Annotated in this window: 23 protein-coding genes and 1 pseudogene; 18 read left to right on the forward strand and 6 right to left on the reverse strand. The window is 60.9% G+C overall.

Translation table 11 applies throughout. The features are described 5' to 3' along the window. Positions 1–269 precede the first annotated feature (269 nt). From lepB to acpS, 7 genes are read left to right on the forward strand one after another with little or no spacing between them, the layout of a single operon-like run. Complete coding sequence (lepB, locus tag AC52Q4_RS05545; RefSeq protein WP_495535808.1) at positions 270–1,046, forward strand: signal peptidase I; 777 nt, start codon at positions 270–272, stop codon at positions 1,044–1,046. Positions 1,047–1,070: 24 nt separating this feature from the next. Then, on the forward strand, positions 1,071–1,442 hold the full coding sequence (locus tag AC52Q4_RS05550; protein WP_495535809.1) for a DUF4845 domain-containing protein: 372 nt from the start codon (positions 1,071–1,073) through the stop codon (positions 1,440–1,442). Further along, a complete protein-coding gene (gene rnc, locus AC52Q4_RS05555; RefSeq protein ID WP_495535810.1) occupies positions 1,439–2,131 on the forward strand; it encodes a ribonuclease III in 693 nt (230 codons plus the stop codon). The genes AC52Q4_RS05550 and rnc overlap by 4 nt, the downstream gene beginning before the upstream one ends. Beyond that, on the forward strand, positions 2,124–3,047 hold the full coding sequence (gene era / locus AC52Q4_RS05560) for a GTPase Era (RefSeq protein WP_495535811.1): 924 nt from the start codon (positions 2,124–2,126) through the stop codon (positions 3,045–3,047). Before rnc ends, era begins: the two co-directional genes overlap by 8 nt. 9 nt (positions 3,048–3,056) lie before the next feature. After that, positions 3,057–3,803 carry a DNA repair protein RecO gene (gene recO, locus AC52Q4_RS05565; RefSeq protein WP_495535812.1) on the forward strand — a complete coding sequence of 249 codons (747 nt, stop codon included), beginning with the start codon at positions 3,057–3,059 and terminating at the stop codon, positions 3,801–3,803. Between the two features lie 2 nt (positions 3,804–3,805). Beyond that, positions 3,806–4,570 carry a pyridoxine 5'-phosphate synthase gene (pdxJ, locus tag AC52Q4_RS05570; RefSeq protein WP_495535813.1) on the forward strand — a complete coding sequence of 255 codons (765 nt, stop codon included), beginning with the start codon at positions 3,806–3,808 and terminating at the stop codon, positions 4,568–4,570. Then, positions 4,552–4,932, forward strand: a complete 381-nt coding sequence (gene acpS, locus AC52Q4_RS05575; RefSeq protein ID WP_495535814.1) for a holo-ACP synthase — start codon at positions 4,552–4,554, stop codon at positions 4,930–4,932. The genes pdxJ and acpS overlap by 19 nt, the downstream gene beginning before the upstream one ends. Before the next feature lie 119 nt (positions 4,933–5,051). Here acpS and AC52Q4_RS05580 read toward each other — a convergent pair whose 3' ends face one another. Continuing rightward, positions 5,052–7,802 (reverse strand): ATP-binding protein, encoded by a 2,751-nt coding sequence (locus AC52Q4_RS05580; RefSeq protein WP_495535815.1) that lies wholly within the window; start codon positions 7,800–7,802, stop codon positions 5,052–5,054. 246 nt (positions 7,803–8,048) lie between these two features. Here AC52Q4_RS05580 and AC52Q4_RS05585 point away from each other — a divergent pair, with 246 nt between their 5' ends. The 4 genes from AC52Q4_RS05585 (at position 8,049) to AC52Q4_RS05600 (ending at position 11,360) form a co-directional block, all read left to right on the forward strand. After that, positions 8,049–8,831, forward strand: a complete 783-nt coding sequence (locus AC52Q4_RS05585; protein ID WP_495535816.1) for a 3'-5' exonuclease — start codon at positions 8,049–8,051, stop codon at positions 8,829–8,831. A gap of 26 nt (positions 8,832–8,857) precedes the next feature. Beyond that, positions 8,858–10,186, forward strand: a complete 1,329-nt coding sequence (rlmD, locus tag AC52Q4_RS05590; protein WP_495535817.1) for a 23S rRNA (uracil(1939)-C(5))-methyltransferase RlmD — start codon at positions 8,858–8,860, stop codon at positions 10,184–10,186. Between the two features lie 14 nt (positions 10,187–10,200). Further along, a complete protein-coding gene (locus AC52Q4_RS05595; protein ID WP_495535818.1) occupies positions 10,201–10,803 on the forward strand; it encodes an NUDIX domain-containing protein in 603 nt (200 codons plus the stop codon). A 158-nt stretch (positions 10,804–10,961) separates the two neighbouring features. Further along, positions 10,962–11,360 carry a DUF6763 family protein gene (locus tag AC52Q4_RS05600; protein WP_495535819.1) on the forward strand — a complete coding sequence of 133 codons (399 nt, stop codon included), beginning with the start codon at positions 10,962–10,964 and terminating at the stop codon, positions 11,358–11,360. 175 nt (positions 11,361–11,535) lie between these two features. Here the strand turns inward: AC52Q4_RS05600 and AC52Q4_RS05605 are convergent, their stop codons facing one another. Both AC52Q4_RS05605 and AC52Q4_RS05610 read right to left on the reverse strand, forming a co-directional pair. Then, positions 11,536–11,856, reverse strand: coding sequence for a DUF2325 domain-containing protein (locus tag AC52Q4_RS05605; RefSeq protein WP_495535820.1), 321 nt, complete (start codon positions 11,854–11,856; stop codon positions 11,536–11,538). A gap of 419 nt (positions 11,857–12,275) precedes the next feature. Then, the gene (locus tag AC52Q4_RS05610; protein ID WP_495535821.1) at positions 12,276–12,626 is read right to left on the reverse strand and encodes a hypothetical protein; all 351 of its coding nucleotides are present in this window, start codon (positions 12,624–12,626) and stop codon (positions 12,276–12,278) included. 712 nt (positions 12,627–13,338) lie between these two features. Between AC52Q4_RS05610 and tkt the strand changes: the two genes are divergently transcribed. The 7 genes and pseudogenes from tkt to AC52Q4_RS05645 all read left to right on the forward strand — a co-directional run bounded on the left by tkt (position 13,339) and on the right by AC52Q4_RS05645 (position 20,699). Then, positions 13,339–15,405 (forward strand): transketolase, encoded by a 2,067-nt coding sequence (tkt, locus tag AC52Q4_RS05615; protein WP_495535822.1) that lies wholly within the window; start codon positions 13,339–13,341, stop codon positions 15,403–15,405. Between the two features lie 146 nt (positions 15,406–15,551). Then, the gene (gene fba, locus AC52Q4_RS05620) at positions 15,552–16,598 is read left to right on the forward strand and encodes a class II fructose-bisphosphate aldolase (RefSeq protein WP_495535823.1); all 1,047 of its coding nucleotides are present in this window, start codon (positions 15,552–15,554) and stop codon (positions 16,596–16,598) included. A gap of 66 nt (positions 16,599–16,664) precedes the next feature. After that, on the forward strand, positions 16,665–17,549 hold the full coding sequence (locus AC52Q4_RS05625; protein ID WP_495535824.1) for a phosphoribulokinase: 885 nt from the start codon (positions 16,665–16,667) through the stop codon (positions 17,547–17,549). A gap of 39 nt (positions 17,550–17,588) precedes the next feature. Beyond that, positions 17,589–18,617, forward strand: coding sequence for a class 1 fructose-bisphosphatase (locus tag AC52Q4_RS05630; RefSeq protein WP_495535825.1), 1,029 nt, complete (start codon positions 17,589–17,591; stop codon positions 18,615–18,617). 250 nt (positions 18,618–18,867) lie between these two features. Beyond that, positions 18,868–19,830, forward strand: a complete 963-nt coding sequence (gene pip / locus AC52Q4_RS05635) for a prolyl aminopeptidase (protein WP_495535826.1) — start codon at positions 18,868–18,870, stop codon at positions 19,828–19,830. Between the two features lie 88 nt (positions 19,831–19,918). Beyond that, positions 19,919–20,050 (forward strand): annotated as a pseudogene (locus tag AC52Q4_RS05640) (helix-turn-helix domain-containing protein); the annotation flags it as partial. Positions 20,051–20,222: 172 nt separating this feature from the next. Further along, positions 20,223–20,699, forward strand: a complete 477-nt coding sequence (locus AC52Q4_RS05645; protein ID WP_495535827.1) for a LysR substrate-binding domain-containing protein — start codon at positions 20,223–20,225, stop codon at positions 20,697–20,699. Positions 20,700–21,087: 388 nt separating this feature from the next. Here AC52Q4_RS05645 and AC52Q4_RS05650 read toward each other — a convergent pair whose 3' ends face one another. The 3 genes from AC52Q4_RS05650 to AC52Q4_RS05660 form a co-directional block, all read right to left on the reverse strand. After that, entirely contained in the window at positions 21,088–24,573 is a 3,486-nt protein-coding gene (locus AC52Q4_RS05650; RefSeq protein ID WP_495535828.1) for an FAD-dependent oxidoreductase, read from the reverse strand. Between the two features lie 327 nt (positions 24,574–24,900). Next, positions 24,901–25,098, reverse strand: coding sequence for a CsbD family protein (locus AC52Q4_RS05655; protein ID WP_495535829.1), 198 nt, complete (start codon positions 25,096–25,098; stop codon positions 24,901–24,903). 608 nt (positions 25,099–25,706) lie between these two features. Beyond that, positions 25,707–26,345 carry an outer membrane protein gene (locus tag AC52Q4_RS05660; protein ID WP_495535830.1) on the reverse strand — a complete coding sequence of 213 codons (639 nt, stop codon included), beginning with the start codon at positions 26,343–26,345 and terminating at the stop codon, positions 25,707–25,709. Positions 26,346–26,902 lie beyond the last annotated feature (557 nt).

Consider the following 26,902-nt stretch of genomic DNA (forward strand, 5'->3'; position numbering starts at 1 on the left):
TACGGCGGTGATATCACACGCAAGAAGAAACTGCTGGAGAAGCAATAGGCCGGAAAACGGCGAATGAAACAGGTAGGCAAGATCGAGAGTCCGCAGGATGCTTTTCTCGCTGTTTTGCAGGTGGATCTGGGTAACAAATGACTATGGTGTGCCAAGACGGTGCGGGCGGGCGGATACACCGCTGCACGGTTGGGGCGCCTCGCGCATCCATGCGATCCGGTTGGTGCGCCGATGACTCTGGGGCTTGTCGAGACCGATAGGGGAAGTCGATGTATTTCAATTTCGAGGCGTTGCTGGTCCTGCTGACGTTTCTCACGGGCACCGTCTGGCTATGGGACGGGTGGCGGCGGCGTCGCTCGGAGGGGCGAAACGGCACGGCTGCGAGCGAGGTTGGTGCGAAGGTCGGCTGGTGGGTCGAGCTGTCTCGCTCGCTCTTTCCGGTGATCCTGGCCGTATTGGTCATCCGCTCGTTCATCGTTGAGCCGTTTCGGATTCCCTCCGGCTCCATGATTCCGACCTTGGTCCCGGGTGATTTCATCCTGGTGAACAAGTTCTCCTACGGGCTTCGGCTTCCTGTGCTACACACTCGGGTATTCGGTAATGGCCAGCCCGAGCGTGGAGACGTGGTCGTATTCCGCTATCCCGAGGATCCGTCCCAGGATTACATCAAACGCATCGTCGCCTTACCCGGAGACGAAATCCGCTATGAGAACAAAAGGCTCTACATCAATGGCCGGGCAGTCCCGCAGGAGTCACTCGGGCACTACCCGCCGGATCCCACCGCGGTGGTGAAACTGGAGCATCTGGAAACCGTCAAGCACAAGATTTTGCTGTATAAAAACGGCGGCGACGGCGGCTTTACATTCCGGGTGCCGCAGGGCGAATATTTTGCCATGGGTGATAACCGCGATCGCAGCAGCGACAGCCGTTATTGGGGGCCGGTTCCCTCGAGCAATCTGGTGGGCCGGGCGTTTTTGGTCTGGATGAGCTGGGACTGGCAGGACAACACGATCAATTGGAGCCGCATCGGAGACGCAATTCATTAGGCCCGGATCGAGGGGGGAGGCTTTATGATTCGCCCGGGTAGTCAGGGAGGGATGACGCTCGTCAGTTGGCTAGGGATACTCTTTGTAGCGGGAACGCTGGCGTTGGTGGCGATCCGGTTGGTGCCGGTTTATATCGAGGCCTACGAGATCGGTTCGATACTGCAGACCATGGAAAGCGATTCGGAACTGAGGCAGGCGACGCGCAGGGAGGTGAGGGAAACGTTCAAGAAACGACTCGATATTAATGACATCAATTATATCGTCGCGAATAATGTCAAAATGAATGATGTTTCCGATGGCATGCAGTTGATCGTGAGCTACCAGGCACGCGTACATGTACTGGGTAACCTGGACGCCGTGGCCAGTTTCCGTAAAGAGGCGATGATTCGGGATTGACGGTGGAACTCGAACGCCTGCAGGAGAGACTCGGTTATCATTTCTCGGAGCGGGATTTGCTGGTGCGTGCGCTAACGCATCGCAGTGCCTCCGGGCCGAACAACGAACGCCTGGAGTTTTTGGGTGACAGCGTACTGAATTTCGTCATTGCGGCTGAAGTCTACGCTCGTCGTGAGCAGGCCAGAGAGGGCGAGCTGAGTCGGCTGCGGGCGAATCTGGTCAATCAAGCCTCGCTCGCCGAGATTGGCCGTGAGCTGGGGCTCGGTGAGGCGGTGCGCCTGGGCGGCGGTGAGCTGAAAGCGGGAGGCCAGCGCCGGGACTCCATCCTTTCGGACGCGCTGGAGGCGATTGTCGGCGCCGTCTACCTTGATGCCGGTTTCGACACCTGCCGTGAGCTTCTTCGACGTTTGTACGGTGATCGGCTCCGCGATCTCCCCAGCGTCGGCGAGCTGAAAGACCCGAAAACACGCCTGCAGGAGCACCTGCAATCGATCCGCTTGCCGCTGCCCGATTATCGCGTGCTGGAAGTCGCCGGCCGGGCGCACGCCCAGACCTTCCGCGTGGAGTGTCGAGTCACGGGCCTGGCGCCGGTGACCAGCGGCACGGCCAATAGCCGCCGGCGGGCGGAGCAGAAGGCAGCCGCGTCCATGTTGCAGCGATTGGAGGGGGAGATTGACTCTCTTGAATGAGCCGCGCGAGTTGGATTCCAACCGGGCCGAGGTGCGTTGCGGCTTCGTGGCGCTCGTGGGCCGGCCGAACGTGGGCAAGTCGACGATGCTCAACGCCCTTCTCGGACAGAAGGTCACGATCGTCTCCCGCAAGCCCCAGACCACCCGGCATCAGATACTTGGAATCCATTCCATTGCCGGGGCGCAAATCATCTATGTGGATACGCCGGGCCTGCATCGCCAAAAGGATACGGCCATGAACCGCTTGCTCAACCGTACCGCGACCTCGGCGCTGGCGGATGCGGACGTGGCCGTTTTTCTGGTGGATGCGCTGCGTTGGACACGGGAGGACGAGCTTGTCCTCGAGCGCCTGGCAGCGTTTGCGAACCCGGTCGTGTTGGCTCTCAACAAAGTTGACCGCCTGCGGGACAAACAGGCGTTGCTGCCACTTATCCAACGGCTCTCCGCCAAACGTGATTTTGCCGCCGTCGTTCCGATTTCGGCGCAGCGCGGCACCAATCTCGAGGCCCTGGAAACGGAGCTCGTGCAGCGCCTGCCCACCTCGGTCGCTCATTTTCCGCAGGAGCAGATCACGGACCGCAGCGAGCGCTTCATCGCGGCAGAGCTCGTTCGTGAACAGCTGATCAAGACCTTGGGGCAGGAGCTGCCCTATGCGAGCACCGTGGAGATTGAAGCCTTTGAGCAAGAAGGTCGGCTGCGGCGCATCGCGGCCGTGATCTGGGTGGAGCGCAGCGGCCAGAAACCGATCGTGATCGGTCATAAGGGCCAGCGGCTCAAGGAAGTCGGCCGTCGGGCACGCGAGGAAATGCAAGCGGTATTCGACGCGGCGGTCTACCTGCAGCTATGGGTCAAAGTCAGGGAAGGCTGGTCGGATGACGAGCGGGCACTCAGCTCTCTTGGCTATGCCGATTTCTGACGCGCCAAGATGAGTGAGCGCCGCGGCAGCCTTCTCGAACCCGCTTATGTATTGCACCGCCGCCCCTATCGCGAGTCGAGCGCCATAGCGGAGCTTTTTACCGCCGAGCATGGCCGGCTCGGCGTCGTGGCCCACGGTATGCGCTCGCAACGCTCACGCTGGCGGGCATTGCTGCAGCCGTTTTGGCCCTTAACGGTATCCTGGCAGGCACGCGGCGAGCTGGGAACACTGACCGACGTGGAAATGAAAGGGCGAGCGACCTTGCCGACGGGCCGGCGATTGCTCAGCGGCTTCTATCTCAATGAGCTTCTACTGCGTTTGTTGCAGCGGGAGGATCCCTATCCGGAGCTTTTCCAAAGGTACGCCGTGACCTTGTCGATGTTGGCGAGCGATGCCGCCGAACCGCCGCTGCTGCGCAGCTTCGAGCGGGATCTGCTTGCCGCCTTGGGCTATGGCTTGTTATTAAGCCACGACATCTGGGGTGGCACGATTGAAGCGCAACGCTGGTATCGCTACGAAATCGACAAAGGGGCGGTGCCTGTGACGGCGCCGGAGGGGCACCTAGTGGTGCAGGGTACGACGTTGCACGCGCTGGCGAGCGGTATTTTTCCCGACGCCGGCATCGAGGCAGAGGCCCGTCAACTCATGCGAGCGGCCTTGCGGCCCCATATCGGCGAGCGCGCGCTGAAGAGCCGCGAACTTTATGCCCGATACCTGGGGATGAAACCGCAACCCGAGCCGAGGGATGGTTCGTAATCATGGAAAATGCAGGCCAGCCGGCCGACGTTCTTCTCGGAGTCAATATCGATCACGTCGCGACGCTGCGCCAAGCGCGGGGTACCCGTTACCCGGATCCCGTGCAGGCGGCGATCGAGGCTGAGCAGGCGGGCGCCAATGCCGTCACGTTGCACCTGCGCGAGGATCGCCGGCATATTCAAGAGCGCGATCTGAGGTTGTTATACGAAATCGTGCAGACCCGCTTGAACCTGGAGATGGCGATGACGGCGGAGATGCTCGCAATCGCCGAGCGCTACCGCCCGCATGACAGCTGCATCGTGCCTGAACGGCGCGAGGAGTTGACCACCGAGGGCGGGCTCGACGTGTGCGCCCAGCTGACGCGGGTGCGTGAGACCTGCGACCGGCTCAAGGCGGTCGGCATCGAGGTGGCGCTGTTCATCGATCCGGAGATTGAGCAAGTTGACGCGGCGGCGGAGGCCGGGGCGCCCTGTGTAGAGATCCATACGGGGCATTATGCCGACGCGGCGTCGAGCGATAGCCGCGCGCGGGAGTTGGAGCGCCTCCGCGCCGCGGTATCGCATGGCTTGCAGCGCGGGCTCCAAGTCAATGCGGGCCATGGGCTGAATTATCACAATGTCAAGCCCGTCGCCGCGATCGCGGGCGTGAATACGCTCAACATAGGCCATGCGATCGTCGCGCGGGCGCTGTTCGTGGGATTGGCGACGGCCGTCGGCGAGATGAGGCGCTTGATTCTGGAGGCCGGGGCTTGGCGATCGTCGGAATAGGCGCCGATGTGGTGGACACGGTGCGCATTCGGGCTATTTGGGCTCGGCACGGCCAGCGCTTCGTCTTACGAATCCTCACCATGGCCGAGCGCACGCAGTGGAACGGAGTGGAGGCCGGTTTCCTTGCCCGGCGGTTCGCCGTGAAAGAGGCGGCGGCCAAGGCGCTCGGTAGCGGTATTGCGGCGGGCGTGACCTTCCATGATATGGAATTGGATCATGAGCCGGGCGGCCGGCCGATACTGCGCCTTCACGGCGCTGCGTGGCGCCGCGGCAAGGCGTTGGGTGTGACCACGGTTCACGTGAGTATCAGCGATGAAAAGACGCTTGCTCTGGCATTCGTGGTCCTGGAATCTCGGAACTGAGGCCGTCGAGCGATCGGTCGGGACAAAAGCGTCGCCTTGTTGCTCGTGCTCGGCGCGGGGGCGCACGACGTTTCCTTGTACAACCGGGCAATGACAACGGCCTGCGAGGCGACCGCTGATCAAACCGAGAGCGGCGGGGACGGGGCGCGGCCATCGTGCTGCTGCCTTTCGATCTCTGTCAAAAGCCGTTTCATGCCTGCTGAGATTGCCCGGCGCTTGCCTTTGCTCACCGCCTCTTCGAGGTTCTTACAGGCGGATTTCAAGCGCGTTAATCGGCAGATGCTGGCGGCTCCGTGTAACCGGTGCACATGCTCGCGCAGCCCCATCATGTCTTCTTTGCGATAGGCATCACGTATTCGTCGGCAGTGTTCGGGTAGCTCGACGCAAAACATTTGGGCCAATTCCGCAGCGAGCGGATTCTCGGCTGGAGTGGCGTCACCGGCGCTTGCCGTGCAAGTGCTTGTCGTATCGGCTCGAGTTGTCTGCCGAGCTTGCAGACAGCGTACGACTTGTTGTTCCGTGATCGGCTTGATCAGGCACTCGTCCATGCCGCCGGCCAGTAGCCGCTCGCGTTCACCCGGCATGGCGTTCGCGGTCAAGGCGACGATCTCGGGCGCGCGCTCGCGCGGATAGAGCTCGTGGATGCGTTGAGCGGCCTCCTCGCCGCCCAGCCCGGGCATGAGAATGTCCATGAAAATCACATCGTAAGCGCGTTCCTGGCAACGCGCCATCGCCTCCAATCCGTTGCAGGCTTCATCGACCCAAGCCCCCTGCCGTGCTGCGATACAGCGCACCAGCTTGCGATTGATCGCATTGTCATCGACGACGAGCACGCGCAAGGAATTGGCCGATGTCGATTCTGGATCCCCTTCGAGCACGTTAGCTTCGTCAGGCGCCGCGCGCGGTACCAGCGGGCTGGGCGCGCCGACGAGTCGGCAGAGCTCACGAAGAAGGGTCTGGCGGCGGCCTGCTTTCGGCAGGGCCGTGTTGGCGCCCTTCTTGATAAACCGATGCAGCTGCGCGCGCTCGACCGTGCTTGCCAGGACCATCAACGGCACATTGGCCTCGACGCAGCCTCGTACCAACGCCTTCGAAAGATCTCGATGCAGCGACTTTCGCGCAACGCTCACGATGACAGCCGCCGACGGGCATTGCTGATCCAGGCGATCGAGCAAGTCTGATTCATTGTCTAGAACCGTGAGGTCTGCACCCCACGGTGCCAGTAACCCCTGAACCGCATCCTGGGAAAGGGGCTCGTCATCGAGCAGCAGAATCCGTCGATCCACGAGCGGGCTGACTCCGGTCACCGCCGCGCTCTGCGTGTTGCGCGCCTTCTGCAAGCACAAGGTGAACCAGAACGTCGATCCTTGTTGCGGCTCGCTTTCAAGGCCGATTGTCCCCCCCATCTGCTCGACGAGCTTCTTGGAGATGATCAGGCCAAGCCCGGTACCGCCGAAGTGGCGACCGGGCGAATCACCTGCCTGGCCAAAGGCCCTGAAGAGCTTGCTGCGATCCTCATCGCTGAGCCCCACGCCCGTGTCGCTGATGTTGATGCGCAATGTCGCATCGGTTGCGCCTTCCTCTTCGAGGACGACTTGAACGACGACTTGGCCGTGGTGAGTGAACTTGATGGCGTTGTGTACGAGGTTGGTCAATATCTGCCGTATGCGGGTAGGATCACCGTTGAGCCGCGTTGGCACGTCCGCGTAAACTACATGGATCAGCTCGAGACCTTTGCTGTAGGCCGTCGGAGCAAGCAAGGTGACCACCTCCTCAACGCTGTCTCGGGGATCGAACGTCATGCTGTCGATTTCGAGCTTGCCGGCCTCGATCTTGGAAACGTCCAGAATATCGTTGATGATCGTCAGCAGATTGGCACATGAGACTTTGATGGTGTCGACATGGTCGCGTTGCTCAGCGTCGAGCGGGGTGTGGCGCAGCAGTTCGGCGAAACCCACGATGCCGTTGATCGGCGTGCGGATTTCATGACTCACGTTGGCAAGGAACTGCGACTTGGTTGTGCTTGCTTCCAGCGCGCGGCGACGTGCGACATCCAGCTCCGCATTCTGCACCTCGAGCGCCCGCAGCGTCTGGCGCAGCTCCGAGGCCGTTCGGCGCACGCGCTCCTCGAGTCGGTATTGACGGTGGCGCAGGGCCCATATCATTGCGCCTATTGCCGTTTCCAGCTGTCCCAACTGTCCCTGGCAACCGGTCGGCAGCCAGCTTTGCAGCGAGTCGTGCTCGAGCTTTTGCACCCGCTGCGTCAGCCGGCGCATCGGTCTCAATATGGTGCCGGCGACGATCAACGCGGCGAGAGCGGCACAAAAGAGTATCGCCAGGGCAAGCAGTCCCGAATACATCAATCCCGTTAAGTGCGCGCGTAGAGCATCACTTACCGGCATCTCGATCTGCAGGGTGCCAAGGCGGGCAGCGCTCAGCGGGGGCAGAGACGTTCCTACCAAGCGGCTCGCGTGCAGTGGAAGCACGGCTGTGGCCGGCTGCAATTGTGTTCCTGCTGGCAGGCTCCGGAGCAAATAACTGGCGAAAGCGACAAGCGCGTCCGGCGCGCTGCGCTCCCTGCCGTCAACAATAATTCGACCCTGCTCGTCGAGCACCCGGAATCGATCGACGCGCCTGCTTTGGACCGCCGCTTGCGAAATATTGCGTAACATATGGCGGTCACTGCGCTGCAGTGCCCGCTCGATCGCCGGGGCCCATTGTCTAGCGATCAGCTGCGCCTCGGATTGCAGGTCATTGTTAAAGCGGGCCAATCGGGCATCCACCAAGAGGATGAGCATCACCACGGCAAGGGCGGCGACGGGCGTCAATGCCAGGAACAGGAGTCGCACCCGAATTCCGCAATAGCTCATCTGCCAACTCCAATTCAACAAAGCGCCTCGGTGCCGCTGCCCCGCAGGACGTCACGGACTCACCGGGAATGCAAAATCATTGCGTGTCACTCACCTTTTTAGCATAGCAATCCGCAAGGCGAGCCGAGTACTCACCTTCTTAAGCCGTTTGCGTTCCATTACAATCGTCGGCTGTGAAATCTTGTGCACGCTACGCGCGTTGCTCAGCAGACGTTCCCAAGCGCAACCGCAAGACCGAGCGTGACAATGAACGTGTTCGCCTTCGACATCGAGACCATGCCGGACCTGCAGGCCGGTCGTCGCCTGTATGGGCTTGAGGGGCTGGGAGACGATGCGGTGCTCAGCGCCATGCGCGCACTTCGGCGGCAGCACGCCGGGGGCTCGGAATTTCTGCGCCTGCATTTGCAGCGCGTGGCGGTGATTTCCCTGGCCGGGTATATCGGCGAGCGGTTTTGCATCTGGTCGATCGGCGAGGCGGGCGCAAGCGAGGCCGAGGTGCTGACGCGCTTTTTCGCCGGTATCGAGCGCTATGTGCCGCGGTTGATTTCATGGAACGGTAGCGGTTTCGATCTGCCCGTGCTGCACTATCGCGCAATGATCCACGGTGTTCAGGCACCGCGTTACTGGGAGAACGGAAGCGCTGACACGGGGTTTCGCTGGGACAATTACCTCAACCGGTTTCACGAACGGCACACCGACCTGATGGATGTGCTCGCCGGATATCAGGCGCGCGCCAACGCACCGCTCGACGAGATGGCGAGCCTATGCGGATTTCCCGGCAAGATGGGAATGAGCGGGGCGCACGTCTGGGAGCAGCTCGCGGCGGGGGAATTCGATGCCGTGCGCGATTACTGCGAGACCGACGCATTGAACACCTACCTGCTGTACCTGCGCTTCGAGCTGATGCGCGGGCGGCTGGATGCGGCGGGGTATGCCGAGGCATGCGAGCGTGTGAAAGAGACCTTGCGCCAGAGCGGCAAGGCGCATCTGGACGCGTTTCTCAATGCCTGGGAGGCTGTTAGCCGCTGAGGCGGCCGTGATAAAGGGCTCGTCTGATGGGTCAAACACGCAGGCGGCTACGACAGCAGCCGGTCGAGGCCGAAGTGAGCGCATTGAGCCACGAAGGTCGTGGCATTGCGCATATACAAGGCAAGACTACCTTTGTGCGCGGGGCCTTGGCGGGGGAGCGGGTGCGCCTGCGCTATACCAAGCGGCACCGGCAGTGGGACGAGGGCAAGCTGCTGGAGGTGCTGCGTGCGGCGCCCGAGCGGATCGAGGCGGGCTGCGCCCATTTCGGCGTTTGCGGAGGTTGCGCTTTGCAGCATCTTCCCGCGCCGCAGCAGCTCAGCTTCAAAGAGGCCGTGGTGCGGGAGAAGCTGCGCCACATAGGCGGTGTGGAGCCGAATAGCTGGCTTGCGGCCCTGACCGGCCCGCTCTGGGGTTATCGCCGCAAGGCGCGCCTCGCCGTCAAGCACGTGCCTGGCAAGGAGGATCGGGTGCTGGTGGGCTTTCGCGAGATTCACAGCACCTTGGTGGCGGATCTGGCGAGTTGCCGCGTGCTGGATCCCCGCGTCGGCAGGCGCATTCCTGAACTGGCCGAGATGATCAGGCGGCTGTCGATTTTCGACCGGGTGCCGCAGATCGAGGTCGCCGCCGGCGATCAGGCGGTCGGCTTGGTGTTCCGGAATCTGGCGCCGTTCGCTGAGGAGGACTATCGGATACTGCGGGCTTTTGCCCAAGAGTACGATTTCTACGTCTACGAGCAGCCTGGCGACGAAGCCTCGGTCCGGGCCGTCTGGCCGCCCGCGCCGCAGCTTAGCTACGCGTTGTCGGAGCACGGGCTGAGCTTGTTTTTTGCGCCTACCGATTTCACGCAGGTCAATGCGGCCGTGAACCACGCGCTGGTGGGGCAGGCCATTGAGCTGTTGGCATTGCGCACGCAGGATCGCGTGCTCGATCTCTATTGCGGTCTCGGAAATTTCTCGCTATGCATCGCCCGCCGGGTAGCGAGCGTGGTCGGGCTGGAAGGCAGCGACACGCTGGTGGCGCGGGCCCGGGAGAATGCGGCGCGCCATGCGATCACCAATGCAATTTTCCAACGAGCGGATTTGAGTCGAGGGATTGGCGAGCTGCCGTGCTTGCGGGATGGCGTCTCGCGCGTGTTGCTCGACCCGCCGCGCTCCGGCGCGGCCGAGGTGCTAGCCGATATCGCCGCTCTGGGTGCCGAGCGTATCGTCTACGTTTCGTGCGGACCGTCGACGCTGGCGCGCGATGCCGGCCGTCTCGTTCACGAATTCGGCTATGAGTTGGCGGCGGCGGGGGTAATGGACATGTTCCCACACACGGCGCATATCGAATGCATTGCGTCGTTTGTGCGCAAGTAGGCGGGGAGCGCGCGATGAGCCTTCATTACGATATAGTCGAGCAGGAGACCTGCTATGACGGGCACTTCAAGATCGTTCGCTACCGCATACGGCACGGCCTATTCGGCGGCGGTTGCAGCGGCATGCTGACGCGCGAGTGCTTCGAGCGCGGTCATTCCGTTGGCGTATTGCCCTACGATCCGAAACGCGACGCCGTCGTTTTGGTTGAGCAGTTTCGCGTCGGCGCCCTGGATGCCTCACGCGGTCCGTGGCTGCTGGAGGTCGTCGCGGGCGTGATCGAGCCGGGTGAATCGACCGAAGAGGTCGCCCACCGCGAGCTGCACGAAGAGGCCGGTTGCGAGTCCCGGGAACTGTTGCCGATATGCCGTTATCTGGTCAGCCCGGGTGGGACGTCGGAGCAAGTGGCGCTTTACTGCGCGCGCCTCGATACCGCGGGTATCGGGGGCATACACGGCAACGCCGAGGAAGGTGAGGACATCCGCGTCCATGTGGTGCCGTTAGACGAGGCGCTCGACATGGTTGCATCCGGGACGATTCATGCCGCCATGCCCATCATCGCTTTGCAGTGGCTCGCCCTCAACCGCCAGCGCTTACAAGCGTTATGGCTTGACGAGTGAGCTGAGCTCGCCTTAATCGAGTGCTCGGGCATCCGATCCGAGCATGGACCAGCTGTTCTCCCCGTGTCTGGCCACTCCCTGGCCCAAAATACCCTATGCTGAATTTAGGAGCTCGATGGCGAGCGTGGCAGGCATTGTCCGCCGCCAGGGAGGTTACCATGTCGCACGAATTCGAGCCTGTGGTCGGCCATTGGTATCGTTACCTCGACAAGGGACAGGGGTTTGCGGTGGTCGCGTTGGACGATTCGCAGGCCTTGATCGAGATTCAGCACTATGATGGCGACGTCGAAGAGATTGACTTCGACTCATGGTATGAAATGGACATCGAGCCGACGTTGACACCGAAGGATTGGATCGGCCCGTTGGATGACACCGAGCTTGATGATCTGTGCTACACGGATTCGGAGATGGACGAAGTGCCGGCGACCGAGGGCGACGAGTACCCGGAACGCGCCGAAGAGTGGAGTAACGACCCCGAGGGCCGGGCGGCTGCGGAGCGTGATCAGGACGAGCCCGATGTCCTCGAGGAGGGCGGAGAAGACAGGTATGACGCATAAACGTCTTCTGCGAGGCGCTACTCGGGCGTGTATTTCATTATCTGTGCTGAAGCCCGCGTATTTCTGTTAGAGATGGGTTCGTTAGACAGCCGTAGCGCTCGACACTCGCTTGGACGATGGGCGGCAAATCACTTGGCGAAGATCGCAAACGAACGACCGCAAAGCTCGGACGAGCTCAGTAATGATTGGCTGCGGGAAGGCGCTCCAGGGCTTTCGCAAAGGCGGAAAGACTTGCGCTGCGCAGCAGGACCAGCTGCGTTGGCGATTGCTTGCAGAAATGACGAACCCGTTGCATTGCTCCATGGCTGACGCAATCCACCGGGCATATCACCGCATCGGCGCGGGTCAGCACCGCGGCCAAGCGGCTAAGCCCCGCCTCGAGTCCACCATCGTGGTGGATGAATGACCAGCCGTTTTGCTCTGCAAGGGCACGGTAATATCGACACAGGCGAACCCGTCCGCCGACGTAGAGCAGGCAACGATTCTCGCAAGGCAAGCCGGATTGCGGGCAAATGGTAACGGCTTGCTCCGCGGGCGGAGGCGACTCAACCGCGGTGCTCGGTGTGGCTCGCGGCTCGGAAGGGTTACCTGGCCGAGCGGATGCGGAGGTTGCGTTGACAGTGACGCTATCCGTTGACGCGTAAGACATGGCAAGAGAACCATCGAGTAGAACCGTTGAATAATAACGATAATGATTCCTATTAATATGTCAAGCGACCGTGACGTGTTCTCCGGACGCGGATGGGCTCGATGGAGAGGGGCACCGCAGGGTTAGAGGCGAATTCGCGAGAAAGGCAGGCAAGCACTCGGGCGTGGCGGCATTCGGATGAAGCACTACGGGTTGTGTGCCTTGAGGTTCCGGGCGCCTCTTCCGTGCGCGCAGGGACAGAGGCGCCGCCGGCCGGTGATCAAGATTCAGTCATAGTCGTACCAGTCAGGAAACTCACTTCGTAAATCGAGCATCACCCGGGCAATTTCTTCCTGTGTATAGGGCTCAGTGGCACCATCCTCCTCAAACTCATCGGCGGGCCATTTCTGCGCGACTTGCTCTGCTAGTTCGTCCTCGGAGTAGTCAACAAAGAGCTGAGCGAGTTCTTCGCGCGTATGTTGGCCATTACCTGTCAGGTGAGTCGCACAGATCGCTCGCAGCCAGTCCTCACGCGTTTCGAAAGGGTAGCCGCCAAATACGTAGCCCATGGTTTGATCCTCGCAGTAGAAATACCGTTCATTGCGCTTCACCACTGTCCTTGCGGATAGCATGCGCATCGTTGATCGCCTGCTTGCGGGGCAGCACTTTCCTGCCCGTATCCTCAACCGCTGTCCGTGAGCGGTTTGAGCCGGGCGCTGCATCAATTCAAATTATAGAAATCCCAATATTTTAGTATCCTCTCGATGATGGTGTCGTGCTGATAACGCAACTCGCGACGTGCGTCAATGTGTCTCGTCATTGACGCACGCAACGGGCGATCGCCCTCATCGAGCACGTCCGGTGCGGACGGGCAGCGACAAGCGGATTCATACAATATGCTCACGAAGTGGCTTATCCAGTGCTATAGTAGCCGGCGATTCAGCCCTACTTTGCCAAATGCTTTATCCGGAGGTTGTCAAGGGGTTGGATAGGCGACAATAAGTGGGTATTCTGCGCCGCTTCGACTGGCCAGTCCGTCGTTCAGCCGCAGGAGACGCCCCAAACGTGGCATTCGCTCGTCATGAATTCGCCGTAGCCGTAGCCGTAGCCGTGGCGGTGTTGGACTGACGGGTGCACGAATAGTAACTAAGGTGTACACAGTGCGCGCCGGGCAGCGGAGGGCACAGCGAAGAGCTTGCTTGTCCAGGTCGACGCGAGGCGTCCGAGTGGGCGCGTGCAAATACGATATATATCAACTTTATTCTATTCTTTAAGACTTTAATTTTGCGTTGCAAACGCATTTCTTAAATGTAGCAGCTAGGCTGCTGGTTTTTGCCAGGAGGTCGTACGATGCAACCGCCGCAGGATACTACCACGACGGCTGCTGAGCGCTCTCAATCCTTGGGGGAGGGCCACGGCGTGCCCCGGCGGCGCCTCGCCAATGCAATCCGAGCGCTGAGCATGGACGCTGTGCAACGGGCCAATGCTGGGCATCCGGGGGCGCCCATGGGCATGGCTGATATCGCTGAGGTGCTCTGGAACGATTTCCTGCGCCACAACCCGGCCAACCCACACTGGTTCAACCGGGACCGCTTCATTCTCTCCAACGGGCACGGTGCGATGCTGCTCTACTCAGTGCTGCATTTGACCGGCTATGAGCTCAGTCTGGAGGACATCAAGCAGTTTCGCCAGCTCGGCTCCAATACGCCCGGCCACCCGGAGTATGGGTACACGCCTGGCGTCGAGACGACGACCGGCCCGTTGGGGCAAGGGTTGGCGAACGCGGTGGGAATGGCCATCGCGGAGAGAACGCTGGCGGCTCAGTTCAATCGCCCCGGCCACAAGCTGGTCGATCATGACACCTATTGCTTTTTGGGCGATGGCTGCCTGATGGAGGGGATCTCGCACGAGGCCTGCTCGTTGGCCGGTACGTTAGGGCTCGGCAAACTCATCTGTATTTACGACGACAACGGCATTTCGATTGATGGCAAGGTCGAAGGTTGGTTCACCGACGATACCCCTCGGCGTTTCGAAGCCTATGGCTGGCACGTCGTGCGTGATGTGGACGGCCACGACGCCGAGGCGGTGAAGCAGGCCATCACGCAGGCACGCGAAGTCACCGATCGGCCGACACTTATCTGTGCCAAGACGGTGATCGGCTTTGGGGCGCCGAACGTCTGTGGCACCCATGGGGTTCACGGGGCGCCGCTGGGTGAGGACGAGATTCAGGCCACCCGGGAGTTTCTGGGCTGGGAGCATCCGCCGTTCGAGATTCCGGAGGCGATTTACCAGGGCTGGAATGCTCGCGCCCAAGGCGCGAAGTGGGAGGCGGAATGGGACGCCGCGCTAACCGACTATAAGCGCGTCCATCCCGACTTGGCGGGCGAATTCGAGCGGCGTATCCGTGGCGAGTTGCCGGAGCATTGGCCGCAGCATGCCGCCGAGGCGTTGGCGCGCGCCAATGAGCGCGGTGCCAAGGAGGCGACCCGAAAAGCCTCCCAAGGGGCGCTCAATGCCTATGGTCCTTATTTGCCGGAGCTGCTCGGCGGATCGGCCGACCTTACCGGGTCGAACAACACCAAGTGGGACGACTGCACGGCGGTGAGCCATTCGGACGAGGATGGCAATTACATCTACTACGGCGTGCGGGAATTCGGTATGGCAGCCATCATCAACGGACTCGCGTTGCATGGTGGTTTCATCCCTTACGGCGGGACCTTTCTCACCTTTTCCGATTACGCGCGCAATGCGCTGCGGATGGCCTCGCTCATGGGCGCTCAGAGCATCTTCGTGCTGACCCACGATTCCATAGGCCTCGGCGAGGATGGGCCGACTCACCAGCCAGTGGAGCACGTGGCCTCCTTGCGGCTGATCCCGAACCTCAACGTGTGGCGGCCCTGCGATAGCGTGGAGACGACGGCCGCATGGCGCTCGGCGATCGAACGCCGCGACGGGCCCACCTGCCTTATCCTCACGCGGCAGGGGGTGGCCCATCAGAGCCGCGATGCCGCGACGCTGCAGGCGATCGAACGCGGCGGCTACGTGCTGCGTGATGCGACTCCGGAGCCTGAGGCGCTCATCATCGCGACCGGATCCGAGGTGGAACTCGCCGTGGCAGCAGCACAGGCGCTTGCTGAGCGCGGCCGGCGCATCCGCGTCGTTTCCATGCCCAGCGTTGAGATCTTCGAGGCGCAAGATGGTGCCTACCGGGAGTCGGTCATCCCCTCCCGGGTGACCGCGAGATTGGTGTTGGAGGCTGGCGCGACACGGCTTTGGGCCTCGTATGCAGGGCCCAAAGGGAAGGTGCTCGGTATTGACCGCTTCGGCGAATCGGCGCCGGGCGACGTGCTGTTCCAGCATTTTGGCTTTACCGTGGAGCACGTCGTGGCGGCGCTCGAAGCGTTGCTGACCGAATAGGGGGCTATTAACGGTATTGCGCGAGGTGTTTGCTGAGAGCTCCCGGGCGCTGCGGCGGTGGGCGAGCCTCGCAGAGCATACTCGCCGCGAGCTATCCGCAACAGAGATTTACCGCAGGAATTTCAGCTACGCAGGAGGTAAGCGAAATGGCTTTGATCACCCTGAGGCAATTGCTTGATCACGCCGCTGACCACGGTTATGGCGTGCCAGCCTTTAATATCAACAACATGGAGCAAGTGCATTCGATCATGGAAGCTGCGGACAAAGCCGACAGCCCGGTGATCATGCAGGCTTCGGCGGGCGCGAGAAAATACGCCGGCTCATCCTTCCTGCGCTACCTATTCGACGCGGCCGTTCAGCAGTGGCCCCACATACCGATCGTGATGCATCAGGATCATGGTGCTTCGGCCGCCGTGTGCTTGCGCTCCATTCAGCTCGGGTTCACGTCGGTGATGATGGACGGCTCGCTGCTCGAGGATATGAAAACGCCGGCGGACTACGATTACAACGTCGATGTAACCCGGCGGGTTTCGGAAATGGCGCACGCAGGCGGTGTCTCCGTGGAAGGAGAGCTCGGCTGTCTCGGTTCGCTCGAAAGCGGTATGGCCGGAGAAGAGGATGGCTCCGGCGCCGAGGGCAAGCTGAGCCGTGAGCAGTTGCTAACTGATCCGGATCAGGCGGCGGACTTCGTGAGCAAGACCCAGGTGGATGCATTGGCGATCGCCATCGGCACCTCACACGGGGCCTATAAGTTCACCAAACCACCGACGGGCGAGACGCTCGCTATCGACAGAGTCAAAGAGATCCATGCGCGGATTCCGACGACCCACCTGGTGATGCACGGCTCCTCATCGGTGCCCCAGGAGTGGCTGGAGATAATCAACACCTACGGTGGCGATATGGGTTCGACCTATGGCGTGCCGGTAGAAGAGATTGCCGAGGGCATCCGCCATGGTGTGCGCAAGGTGAACATCGATACCGACCTGCGCATGGCTTCCACCGGCGCGATTCGCAAGTTCCTGGCCGAGAATGCCAAAGAGTTCGATCCGCGCAAATTCCTCAAGGCATCGACCCAGGCGATGCAGGAGATTTGCCAGGCGCGCTTCGAGGCGTTCGGCTGCGCGGGTCAGGCCGCCAAGATCAAGCCTGTGGGTCTGGAGGCAATGGCGCAGCGTTATGCAAGCGGCGCTTGAGGGAGCGGCGGGCGTCGCACGCCTGCCTTCGCGGCGGGAAAGCCGTGCCTGCAGGGGGAGTTCCTAATGTCCAAGCAACATCCGATTGTCGCGATCACCGGCTCCTCCGGGGCCGGCACCTCCACCGTGCGGGGGGCCATGGAGCATATCTTCCGACGTGACGGCTTCAATGCCGCAGTCATCGAAGGCGATAGCTTCCACCGTTACGATCGTTCTGAGATGCGACGTCAGCTTGAGCTGGCACGTAACGAGGGACGCAACCTGAGTCACTTCGGTCCGGACGGCAATCTCTTCGAAGAGCTCGAAGCCCTATTCCGGGAATACAGTGAGCACGGCAGCGGAAAACGCCGTTACTATCTGCATAATGCGGAAGAGGCCGCCCCCTTCAACCAAGAGCCGGGAACATTCACGCCCTGGGAAACGCTACCGGGCGATACGGACTTGCTTTTCTACGAAGGGCTGCACGGCGGCGTGGTCACGGATAATGTCGATGTCGCTCAATATGTGGACTTGCTGATCGGTGTGGTGCCGATCGTGAATCTCGAATGGATCCAGAAGATTCATCGCGATACCTCGGTGCGGGGCTACAGTCCGGAAGCGGTGACGGATACGATCCTACGGCGTCTGCCTGATTACGTGCATTTCATCACACCGCAGTTCTCCCGCACGGATATCAATTTCCAGCGGGTGCCGACGGTGGATACTTCCAATCCGTTCATCGCGCGGGATATCCCAACGCTGGACGAGAGCTTCGTGGTGATACGTTTTCGGGAGCCTCGAAAGACGCAGGTGGATTTCCCGTATTTGCTCGATATGATCGATGGTTCCTTTATGTCTCGGCGCAACAGCATCGTCGTGCCCGGCGGGAAAATGGGGCTGGCCATGGAGCTTATCATTCAGCCCTTGGTCGAGCGGCTGGTGCAAAACGGGGCCAATCGGATATCGGCCTGAAGGATTCAGTTGGACTCGATAAAATCGGGAGATAGACCAATGCGCTACGAAGGCAGGTCCCTCAGCCAGTTCCTCAGTGAGGGGATTCGTCAGGGATCAGGGTTGGAGGCGGATCTCGCCGGCTTGATCGGCGAGGTCGCCACGGTGTGTAAGACGCTTTCGTATGCCGTGCGGGCGGGCGGCCTCGAAGGCGTGCTCGGCACGGCCGGCACCGAGAATGTCCAAGGCGAGACGCAGCAGAAGCTCGATGTTTTCGCCAACGAGGCCATGCTCCACAGCCTCAGTGAGTCCGAACATCTGGCGGGGATGGCCTCAGAGGAAATGACGGATATCCATCCGGTATCGGTAGCCGGCTCGCGCGGTCGCTATCTGTTGATCTTCGACCCCTTGGACGGCTCTTCGAACATCGACGTCAATGTCTCGGTGGGGACGATCTTCTCGGTTCTGCGCGCCCCGGCAGGAGCGGCTGAGCTGTCGGCCAAGGATTTTCTGCAGCCTGGCCGGGAGCAGGTGTGCGCCGGTTATGCGCTTTATGGGCCGTCTACTATGCTGGTGCTGACCACGGGCAATGGAGTCGATGCCTTTACCTTGGATACGCGGATCGGCGAGTTCATGCTCACGCACCCGCAGTGCCAGATTCCTGCCGACACGCGGGAGTTTGCCATCAATATGTCCAACCGGCGGTTTTGGGAGCCGCCGATGGCGCGGTATATCCAGGAGTGCCTGGACGGGCGCGAGGGGCCACGTGGAAAAGACTTTAATATGCGCTGGGTGGCTTCCATGGTAGCGGAAGTACACCGGGTATTGTGTCGTGGCGGTATCTTCATGTATCCCTATGACAGCCGTGACCCCACGCGCCCTGGACGCTTGCGTTTGATGTACGAAGCAAGCCCCATGGCGCTGCTCATCGAGCAGGCCGGTGGGGCCGCTTCGACGGGCTATGAACGTATGCTCGATGTGCAGCCGACAGATTTGCACCAGCGTGTACCCGTGATACTTGGCTCACGGAATGAAGTCGAGCAGGTAACCTCATACCACGCGGAAGCGCCCACCAAAGCGGCCAACTAGAGCCCAAGGTGACCCACGCCGCGGTTGACGCTCACGGCGCGGGATCACATCTGGCGCAAATACGGCCGCATTTCGACGGCGGTGGCGTTGCAAAAGATGCGGCCGCACTTCATCGAGCCCGGGGGGTGTTGCGACGGCTCCTCGGGCTCGCTGCAGTTCATTTCTCGTTTGGGTTGGATGACTGCAATCATATGCGATCGGCATGCTTCGAGCTGTGGCCAGGGACCTAAGCAATCGCTGGGCGAAGGGCATGGATGGTGTGTTTCCCGTCATAGACCCATACCGCAGTGGCTTTCTTGAAACAGCCGACGGGCAGCAGATTTACTTCGAGGAGAGCGGCAACCCCGCGGGTCTGCCGGTTGTCATGGTGCATGGCGGGCCGGCTTCCTCGACCCCATCCTATCGGCGGCGGTTTTTCCGACCCACCGTTTATCGAATCATTGGCTTTGACCAGCGCGGCGCTGGGCGTTCGCAGCCCAGTGGGATTCTAGAGAAAAACACCACCTCTCATCTTGTCGATGACATGGAGGCGCTGAGAAAACACCTTGGCGTGGAGCATTGGGTGATTTTTGGCGGCTCGTGGGGCGCAACCCTTGGCCTATGCTATGTGCAGCGTTACCCGGAGCGTGTGCGGGCGTTGCTGTTACGCGGTACATTGCTTGGGCGGTCGCGGGATTTGGAGTGGTTTTTCGGTGCATGTGGTGTAGCCTCGATGATGCCGGAAGCCTACCAGCGGTTTCTTGCACCGCTTCCGGCGCACGCCAGAGCGCGACCGTTGCCGGCCTATGCGGAGCTGCTCTCCTCAGGCAGCCCGAATGTTCGGATGGAAGCGGCCGCTGCTTGGGCTGGGTGGGAGGCGAGTGTCGCGCGTGGTCCGCATTGCACCAGTACGGCTGCGGGGCCTGATGCGAAGCTGAGCGCGATGGATGCAGATCGCTACGCCATCGCGGCGACCTATGCTCGCAACGGCTTTTTCCTCGAGTCGGAATGCGGCGCGCTGCCCGATTCGCGAAAGCTGGCGCAAGTGCCCGGGTTCATCATTCATGGCAGGCTGGACTTCGTCTGTCCGCTCGAGAATGCCATCACGCTGCACCAGGCCTGGCCGAACTCCGAACTGAGGATAAGTGAGGAGGCGGGGCATCTCGACGTCGAGCCATCGCTGGTAGCGGCGCTCGTCTCAGCCAGTGAAGCCATCGGTCGTGCCGCGTATTAGAGCTGCGTTCTCTTAGGCCCGGAGAACGAACTTCCATTCGCACGGCGCGATTCGACAATGGCCATGTCAACGTGCCGGAGTATGGCTTATGCACGTGACCCTGCGCCAGCTCAAGGTGTTCGAGGCCGTTGCACGGAATCTAAACTACGCTCGTGCTTCCGAGGAGCTGCATCTTACTCAGCCGGCGGTTTCCATACAAATTCGCCAGCTCGAAGAAAAGATCGGTCTCCCGCTGTTCGAGCAGCTGGGTAAACGAGTTTTCTTGACCGAGGCCGGGCGGGAATTACACCGCTACAGTAAAGCGATCGGCCGCCAGCTGCTCGAAGCGGAGGAGACCTTTGCCGAGCTCAAGGGGTTGGGTCGAGGCAGGTTAGTCGTATCGGTAGCCAGTAATGGTGGGTTTCTTCGCGACTCGGTTATTGGCCGAATTCTGCCGTCTTCACGAGGGGATCACGCTCAGCCTGGAGATCACCAATCGGCAAAACCTGCTCTCCCGCCTGGAGGCCAACGAGACGGATATTGTCATCATGGGCCGTCCCCCGGCGGACTCGGAGCTCGTTGGCGAGTCCCTCATGGACAATCCGCTCGTGGTAATCGCCTCGCCTGGCCATCCATTGACGCAGCGAGAGAAAATTCCGCTCGCTGAGCTCGTCAAGGAACCTTTCGTTGTTCGCGAGGACGCCTCGGGTACCCGCCGGGCAATGGAGCATTTCTGCAGCGAACAGAAAATTGTACTGCGCACGACGATGCAGATGACGAGCAATGAGGCAATCAAGTGGGCCGTCATGGCGGGACTTGGCCTTGGCATCGTTTCCGTGCATACGCTGGAGCTGAGGTGGCCGGTGGGCAGCTCGCGATTCTGGACGTGAACGCGTTCCCCATCGTGCGTCAGTGGTATGTGGTTCATCGGCAGCAAACGGCTCTCACCCATCGCCAGAACGTTCAAAGAGTATGTGTTGCAGCAAGCTCCCAGGGTATGGGGGCGAGCGTACGCAGCAAGTTGTCAACCGATCGATGAGGGGTCAAATTTATAAGTATCTGCTCCTTAAAGGATATCTCAGCCGCATCGGCATAGGGTATGAGTGACGGTGGCCGCCAGTAGGCGCGGGGGCAATCGTGCTTCCCAAAATCGGCGGTTAAAGCGAGAAGCGAGCTCGCATTGAGATACTGTTGCGAATAGGTGGGCGAGACACCGTGAAGGGTCCTGAGCAACGGGCGTCCATTGAGCGGGAAAAGGGCTTCAACTGGCCCAAACGTTTAAGAACCGGCTTGCCGCAGGACATGGTCAAGCCATAATGCCGCCAAGCGGTCGGAGAGCCGATTTTGTTGCTGGCGTGCCGAGAGGTTGCCGAGATCGATCCAGGACAGCGGCTGATCCTGGCCGGCGCAGGAAAAGACCGGGCGGGTGCGCTCACCGTTTTCGGGATCAATCTGCCACTGCAGGCACTGGGCGCACACGCCTTTGAGCATGCACTGCATCGGGCTGCCCACCGTGCCAATGGCCTCGACATTCGCAGGAAAGTGGGGCTTTAGCTTATCCTTGAGGGCGTCCTGAAAGCCCGCCAGCAAGCCTGTACCGCCCATGATCATTATTCGATTGACCGTGTCGAGTTCGATCGCCGGTCCGCGGAGGGGTCGAATTTCGCCGTCGCCGTAGCGGCGCACCACATCGACCATATCCGTGGCCATGACGCTGCTGTCCTGCTCGCGACGAGCCGAAATCTTCGGCGCCCGGGCCGTGCACCAGAGGATTTGATCGGCACCGGCTTCCAACTCATCCTGATGATCGACCTCTGTGGCGCTGCCGAAAGCCGCGACATAGAGAACGCGGTTTCCGGCGGCGCGTAGCGCCGCGCCGATATCGAGCATCACGGCGGCTCCCCACCGGCCCGCCACGACAAGAACGGTTTTGTTTCGAGGTATGTCGGTTGGTGCCCCCGTGGGCCCCATCAGAATCAGCGGCTCGTCCACTTGCAGGCGGCCGACTAGGCGCGCGGCGACGCCCCATTGCAGGACGATGAGTCGGAGCATGTCGTCCCTGACACCGGTGCCGCTTACGGTGAGCAGCGGCACGTGCAGTCGGGTGCCCGCTACCAGTGGACTGTTCGACTCAAACGTCTGCAGACGAAAGAATTGGCCAGGGCGGAAGTTGCGCGCGGCCATCGGTGCGCGGACCCAAATTTCGACGAGCGCCGGGTTGAGCTGTCTGACTTCGGCCACCCGCGCCACCAACAGGTCGTCCATCCGCGACAGGAAGTCGGCGGTTGTGACTTCGCTCGTCTGTGGTTGCATGCGCAAAGTATCGATTACCTGGGGGTAGCTGCGTTTTGCCGAGGCGATGGCTTTTACCACGCTGCCATGAAATGCGGGATGGGTATCTCCCAAAAATGTCACGCGGCGTTTATGTTGCTCGTAGGAGGTAAAGGGTCCGAACTCCGGCGATTTACAGTGGCTCGCCGAACCTACCGGTTGAACGCCGTTGGCGTGAGCGACATGAGGCAGAAAGTGGTTGCCCTCGAGCGTGAAGGTGCCGGGGTATTCACGTTCATAAAGCGTGTTCGGAACGGTGCCCGCGGCCACGAAGATCGACCGCGCAGGCAGAATCACTTCCTCCCGCGTTGCGAGCCAGCGGCCTTCCTCGCGTTTCATGCGCCGACACACCAGATTCTGGACATGCTCGAAGCGATCGAGCTCGACATGAAGAGGCTCCAGGCCCTCCGCGTAGAACAGACCTTCCTCGGTGGCCTTGAGCACTTCCTCGTGGTTGCGTATATACGCCGGTGAGGCGTTGAGCCCCTTGCGGTAGGCGACAGTCACACCCCCCCACTGGCGCAAGAGCTTGCTGAAGTCGGGGGGCTCTGCGGCGGCGGCCGCCCGCTTGCGTTCGCTGCGAACCGCTTTGCCGTGCTCGAGAAATTCAGCGAGTGTCTCCCGGTCCTCGGCGTTGAGTCCCGAGGTGACCGATTGCTCGCCAAGCTCGGCTGCCAGCCGTTCGTAGCGCCCGAGAATCTTTTCGACCTGCTTGATGTAGTAAGCCTGGACCTCGGTTGCCGTATCGATGCCCGTAAGCCCGCCGCCGATGACCACGGCGGGCAATCGAACCTGAAGGTTGGCGAGACTGGATGCTTTGGCGGCACCGGTGAGCTGCAAGGCCATTAGGAAATCACTGGCCTGGCGCATGCCGCGCGCCAGGCTGTTGCGCATGTGAATGACCCGAGGCAAACCGGTCCCGGTGGCGTTACAGACATGATCGAAGCCGAGCTTCCAGGCATCCGCCAGGGTAAGCGTCCCGCCCAGCCGAACGCCGCCGTAGATGCGGAAGTTGGCTCGCCGGGCGAGCGACAAATAGATGAGCTTCAGGAAATTCTTGTCCCAGCGCACGGTGATGCCGTACTCGGCCACCCCGCCGAAGCCGAGCTGGATGCGCTCGTCGAGCGGCTCTTTGAGGTCCTCCCAGCGCTCCACGGGGGTTTCCAGGATCTCGCGCGGCAGCGGTTCGACCTTGAGCCCGTCGATCCCCACGACCGCACAACCTTCCAACGTGAGGTGGTGCGCCATTGTAAAGCCGGCGGGACCCATGCCCGCGACGAGAACCCGTCGGCCGTTATCGGGCTGCTGGAGGTATTGCTCCTGGCGCAGCGGGTTCCAGCGCGTGAGCAAATGATAGATCTCCACGCCCCAGGGAAGATCCAGCACATCTGTTAATACGCGGGTCTCTATTTGTGGGACGTTGACCGGATCCTGCTTCTGGTAGATGCAGCTTTTCATGCAATCGTTGCAGATCCGGTGTCCGGTGGCCGGTATCATGGGATTGTCCACCATGGCCATCGCGAGCGCGGCGATCGTTTCCCCGGCGCGCTTGAGCACGTTCATCTCCGAGATCTTCTCTTCGAGCGGACAGCCCGTAAGCGTCACGCCCAGTGGGTCGGTCTTGAACTCGAACTCTGGATGATTCTTCTTCTCCGGAAAGCCTTTGGAGCAGAAATCGCCGTCATGGTCATGACAATAAACGCAATAATGGATCTCCCGATGCACGCCCCGAGCGTCCATTCGCGTATCGGTGAGCTCAAAACCGTTGCGCCGCCGCCAGCGTATGGGATTGGCCTGGAGACGGACGGCGCCATGGGCGTCCGTGCGCTGCAACGGAACCAGTCGCGCATGATCCAACCGCGCGGGAAGCGTGAAACTCGCCCAATCCGCCACCGCAACCCGGGCATGGGGGTCGGTTCGGGCGAGCTTGCACCAGTGCGTCACGCGTTCTATCGCATCCGCATTCGCTACGGGGTCTTGCAAGAGTGCAATCGCGTACTCAGCCACTGCGCGTTCGCGGTCGGCGGCCTCGGCGATGCGGCTGTTCAACCAGGCGTTCAGGCTCCGGAAGGGCTCTGTCACGGGATGACGCAGCTTTTTGACGCGTTTGACGACGAATTCTTGTTTGAAGGCCATGACCGCATCATGGCGGCGGGTTGTTACTCGCGCGCCCTCGGCCGCGTCGCTGATTCCGAACAGATCTACGAGAAAGCGCTGCAGGGGCGGGGCGAGCGCGAGTAGCAGTGAGCTGGTTTCGACCGCTGTGCCGACTCGCCCCTCACGCAGCTGCGTGAGCTGCTCGGCGAGCGTGTGAGAGGTTTCGCGGAGGTAATCTTGAAAGGCCGCATCCACGCGCGCCAGGCCTGCAGCGGTTTGCAGCTCGGAGAAGGTAAAACCAGCGCGTGCGAGGGCTTCGTCCAGGCTCGTCGGCATCGGTGCACGATCTTTTTGCAGTGGCGGCGCAGAGTTGTCGCCGGAAGCGCTCTATAGTGCGGACCACCTGCCAAGCCATCAAGCCACAGTCTGCGCGGTTTTCTTATGGCATACAGGCATGCCTGCCGCGAAGCGAGTGGGGGCGACGTCGCGGAGTTCAACGATCGTACGGGCGAAAATCCGTTATCAACCGGAAGGGCGAGTGAAAAGCGGGAGGCGGAAAAATCGCCCGGGCGTCGGCGCTCCGCAAGTACGATACGATTCAATATCCTACTTGCTTTGTGCACGCTGCCCGAGCGATTAGCGAATTAGACTCACGCGTGAGCGTTACATCCGCTTCTCGAAGATCTGAACTTGCTCTTCCGCTTCGCTGTCGGTGATTCTGTATTTTTCCTTGATCTTAGCAAGCAACGCATCGCGGCGGCCGTTGATCTGCTGAAGCTCGTCGTCGGTAATCCTGCCCCAAGTTACCCGCACGTGCCCAACATGGCGCTGCCAGTCATTCTGAACAGTCTCCCAGCTCATACGTCGATCTCCTATGCTAGAAAACAGTGCAACAGTGCTCTTTAGCTGTTATCGCAGCAACCGCTCTTACGCGCTGCCTTTCAGGTTAAGCATTATTTCGGATACCGATTACAATTTATAAAATCTAAAATACTTCTTTCTAATGAGCCCTCCATTTCCTTCATTTGCGTGTTTCATTTACAGCATCACTCCACCCATGGCGCACTGTCAATAGCAATCACCTTCTCAAAAGGTAGTTCAATCCCAATGTAATGCAAGACGGAATGCACGAGAAACGAATTCATATATTTTATGTCTTTCTATAAAAACTAATTGGTATATTCGAAAGGTATATTTCCCGCTGCCGTCGCCCTCCCAAACGCACGGCACAGATGCGGCGCGTTAGGACGACACCGAGAGGATAGTGAGCGGGGAGTCCGTGAGGCAGGCTGGCGGCCTGTGGAGCCACCCGCACGCTCAGCGGGTGGCTCGGATGCAATGCGCGGCCATCGTCCTGACAGCCGGCGTCGGGGCCGCTGGCGGAGACCGGCAACACACGATGGTGCTCAGAGCGGTACCAAGGAGACAGCTCCGAGAAGCGCTATTCCTGATCATCGAATAACGCCGTGTTAAAAGGTGACGGTGAACCCTCCCTGGAAAACGTTTTCACGGGGTTTCCCTTTCAACGTCGTGCCGCCGAGATCGTTCCATCGTTCTGAACGGTAGAAACTGTGCGTGTACTCGATGCGAAAGGTAACCACGTCCGAAAGCGCCCACATTCCACCGGCTCCGGCCCGTACGCCGCTGAACCACTCGCTGTCGGTTTCCCCGCCGAGCTGTGCGGTACCCTTCAGCATCTGCCAGCCGACACGGCCGTAGAGCAGCGCCCCGGGCACCACGCGGCCGCCGAACAGCAACGAGGCGCCGTAGGTCTCTTCGCTCTCGACCTTTAGGCCGGCACCGTTCACGCGGACATTACCGTCCGCGGTGCTGGTTGCGACGTTGAGCTCGATGGCCCCGTAGATATTGTTGCCCCCCCACTGGCTCCATCCTGCGATGACGCCGACCCGCGGCCCCATCAGCGCCAAAGAGTCCACCTCGACCGTGCTGCCACCGAGGCTTTGAGACGGATCGAGGTTGGTGTTCTGGTACCCGCCGACGACACCCACATAGGGCCCGGATGGGATGGAAGCCGCCTGTGCCTGCGTCGCCAATGCCGCCAAGGCGCTCAACCCGATCACGATCGATGTACTCTTTATCCCTTTCATCCGCTTCTCCTTGATGATGGCAGTCTGTTCTTGTCGCGCCTTGCTTCGGTGGGCTCGCGCAGCCGGGCCTCCGGGTGTTTTTGCCCGGTTTGCGGCTGCCTTTTTATTATCATGACGGGGCCGGTGACGATGGGAATGAGTTCAAAATTTCGGCGTTCGCGCTGCGATGAAGGGCGCCGGATCTACAGGCGGGCGCCCGAGTACGGGCGCGATGCTCGAGCAAGCACGGAGGACATCAATTTGCGCGCCGTACGGGCGGGCTCGCTCGTCAGGGATCATTGAGCCCTAGCGAGCAAGCCGGTGCGCTTGGCTATAACGTCGTCCCCGAGCACTGGCGTGCATGCGCGGCGCTCCGGGCGCAATGTGGAGGCACTAGTGTACTGTTCTGCTCTTGAAGGAACTTAGTGTGGCTAAGTCATTCCAACGCATTATCCTCTGTAGCATGGGATCAAGCGCATGCGAGTTGCCCCGCCGATTGTGTTGACCGACAAGGAGCACAGCGAGCTGACCCGAGTGTCGCGTTCGCGCCGTACCAGCGTACGCTTGGCGCAGCGCGC

It is taken from the genome of Nitrococcus sp., from assembly GCF_059432795.1.

Coding starts and splice junctions, on each gene's coding strand:
- rlmD (WP_495535817.1), top strand. CDS start 8,858: ATGGGTCAAACACGCAGGCGGCTACGACAGCAGCCGGTCGAGGCCGAA.
- AC52Q4_RS05660 (WP_495535830.1), bottom strand. CDS start 26,345: ATGAAAGGGATAAAGAGTACATCGATCGTGATCGGGTTGAGCGCCTTG.
- fba (WP_495535823.1), top strand. CDS start 15,552: ATGGCTTTGATCACCCTGAGGCAATTGCTTGATCACGCCGCTGACCAC.
- tkt (WP_495535822.1), top strand. CDS start 13,339: ATGCAACCGCCGCAGGATACTACCACGACGGCTGCTGAGCGCTCTCAA.
- AC52Q4_RS05585 (WP_495535816.1), top strand. CDS start 8,049: ATGAACGTGTTCGCCTTCGACATCGAGACCATGCCGGACCTGCAGGCC.
- lepB (WP_495535808.1), top strand. CDS start 270: ATGTATTTCAATTTCGAGGCGTTGCTGGTCCTGCTGACGTTTCTCACG.
- AC52Q4_RS05625 (WP_495535824.1), top strand. CDS start 16,665: ATGTCCAAGCAACATCCGATTGTCGCGATCACCGGCTCCTCCGGGGCC.
- recO (WP_495535812.1), top strand. CDS start 3,057: ATGAGTGAGCGCCGCGGCAGCCTTCTCGAACCCGCTTATGTATTGCAC.
- AC52Q4_RS05650 (WP_495535828.1), bottom strand. CDS start 24,573: ATGCCGACGAGCCTGGACGAAGCCCTCGCACGCGCTGGTTTTACCTTC.
- AC52Q4_RS05655 (WP_495535829.1), bottom strand. CDS start 25,098: ATGAGCTGGGAGACTGTTCAGAATGACTGGCAGCGCCATGTTGGGCAC.
- AC52Q4_RS05550 (WP_495535809.1), top strand. CDS start 1,071: ATGATTCGCCCGGGTAGTCAGGGAGGGATGACGCTCGTCAGTTGGCTA.
- AC52Q4_RS05600 (WP_495535819.1), top strand. CDS start 10,962: ATGTCGCACGAATTCGAGCCTGTGGTCGGCCATTGGTATCGTTACCTC.
- AC52Q4_RS05595 (WP_495535818.1), top strand. CDS start 10,201: ATGAGCCTTCATTACGATATAGTCGAGCAGGAGACCTGCTATGACGGG.
- AC52Q4_RS05610 (WP_495535821.1), bottom strand. CDS start 12,626: ATGCGCATGCTATCCGCAAGGACAGTGGTGAAGCGCAATGAACGGTAT.
- AC52Q4_RS05630 (WP_495535825.1), top strand. CDS start 17,589: ATGCGCTACGAAGGCAGGTCCCTCAGCCAGTTCCTCAGTGAGGGGATT.
- AC52Q4_RS05645 (WP_495535827.1), top strand. CDS start 20,223: ATGGTGGGTTTCTTCGCGACTCGGTTATTGGCCGAATTCTGCCGTCTT.
- pdxJ (WP_495535813.1), top strand. CDS start 3,806: ATGGAAAATGCAGGCCAGCCGGCCGACGTTCTTCTCGGAGTCAATATC.
- pip (WP_495535826.1), top strand. CDS start 18,868: ATGGATGGTGTGTTTCCCGTCATAGACCCATACCGCAGTGGCTTTCTT.
- AC52Q4_RS05580 (WP_495535815.1), bottom strand. CDS start 7,802: ATGAGCTATTGCGGAATTCGGGTGCGACTCCTGTTCCTGGCATTGACG.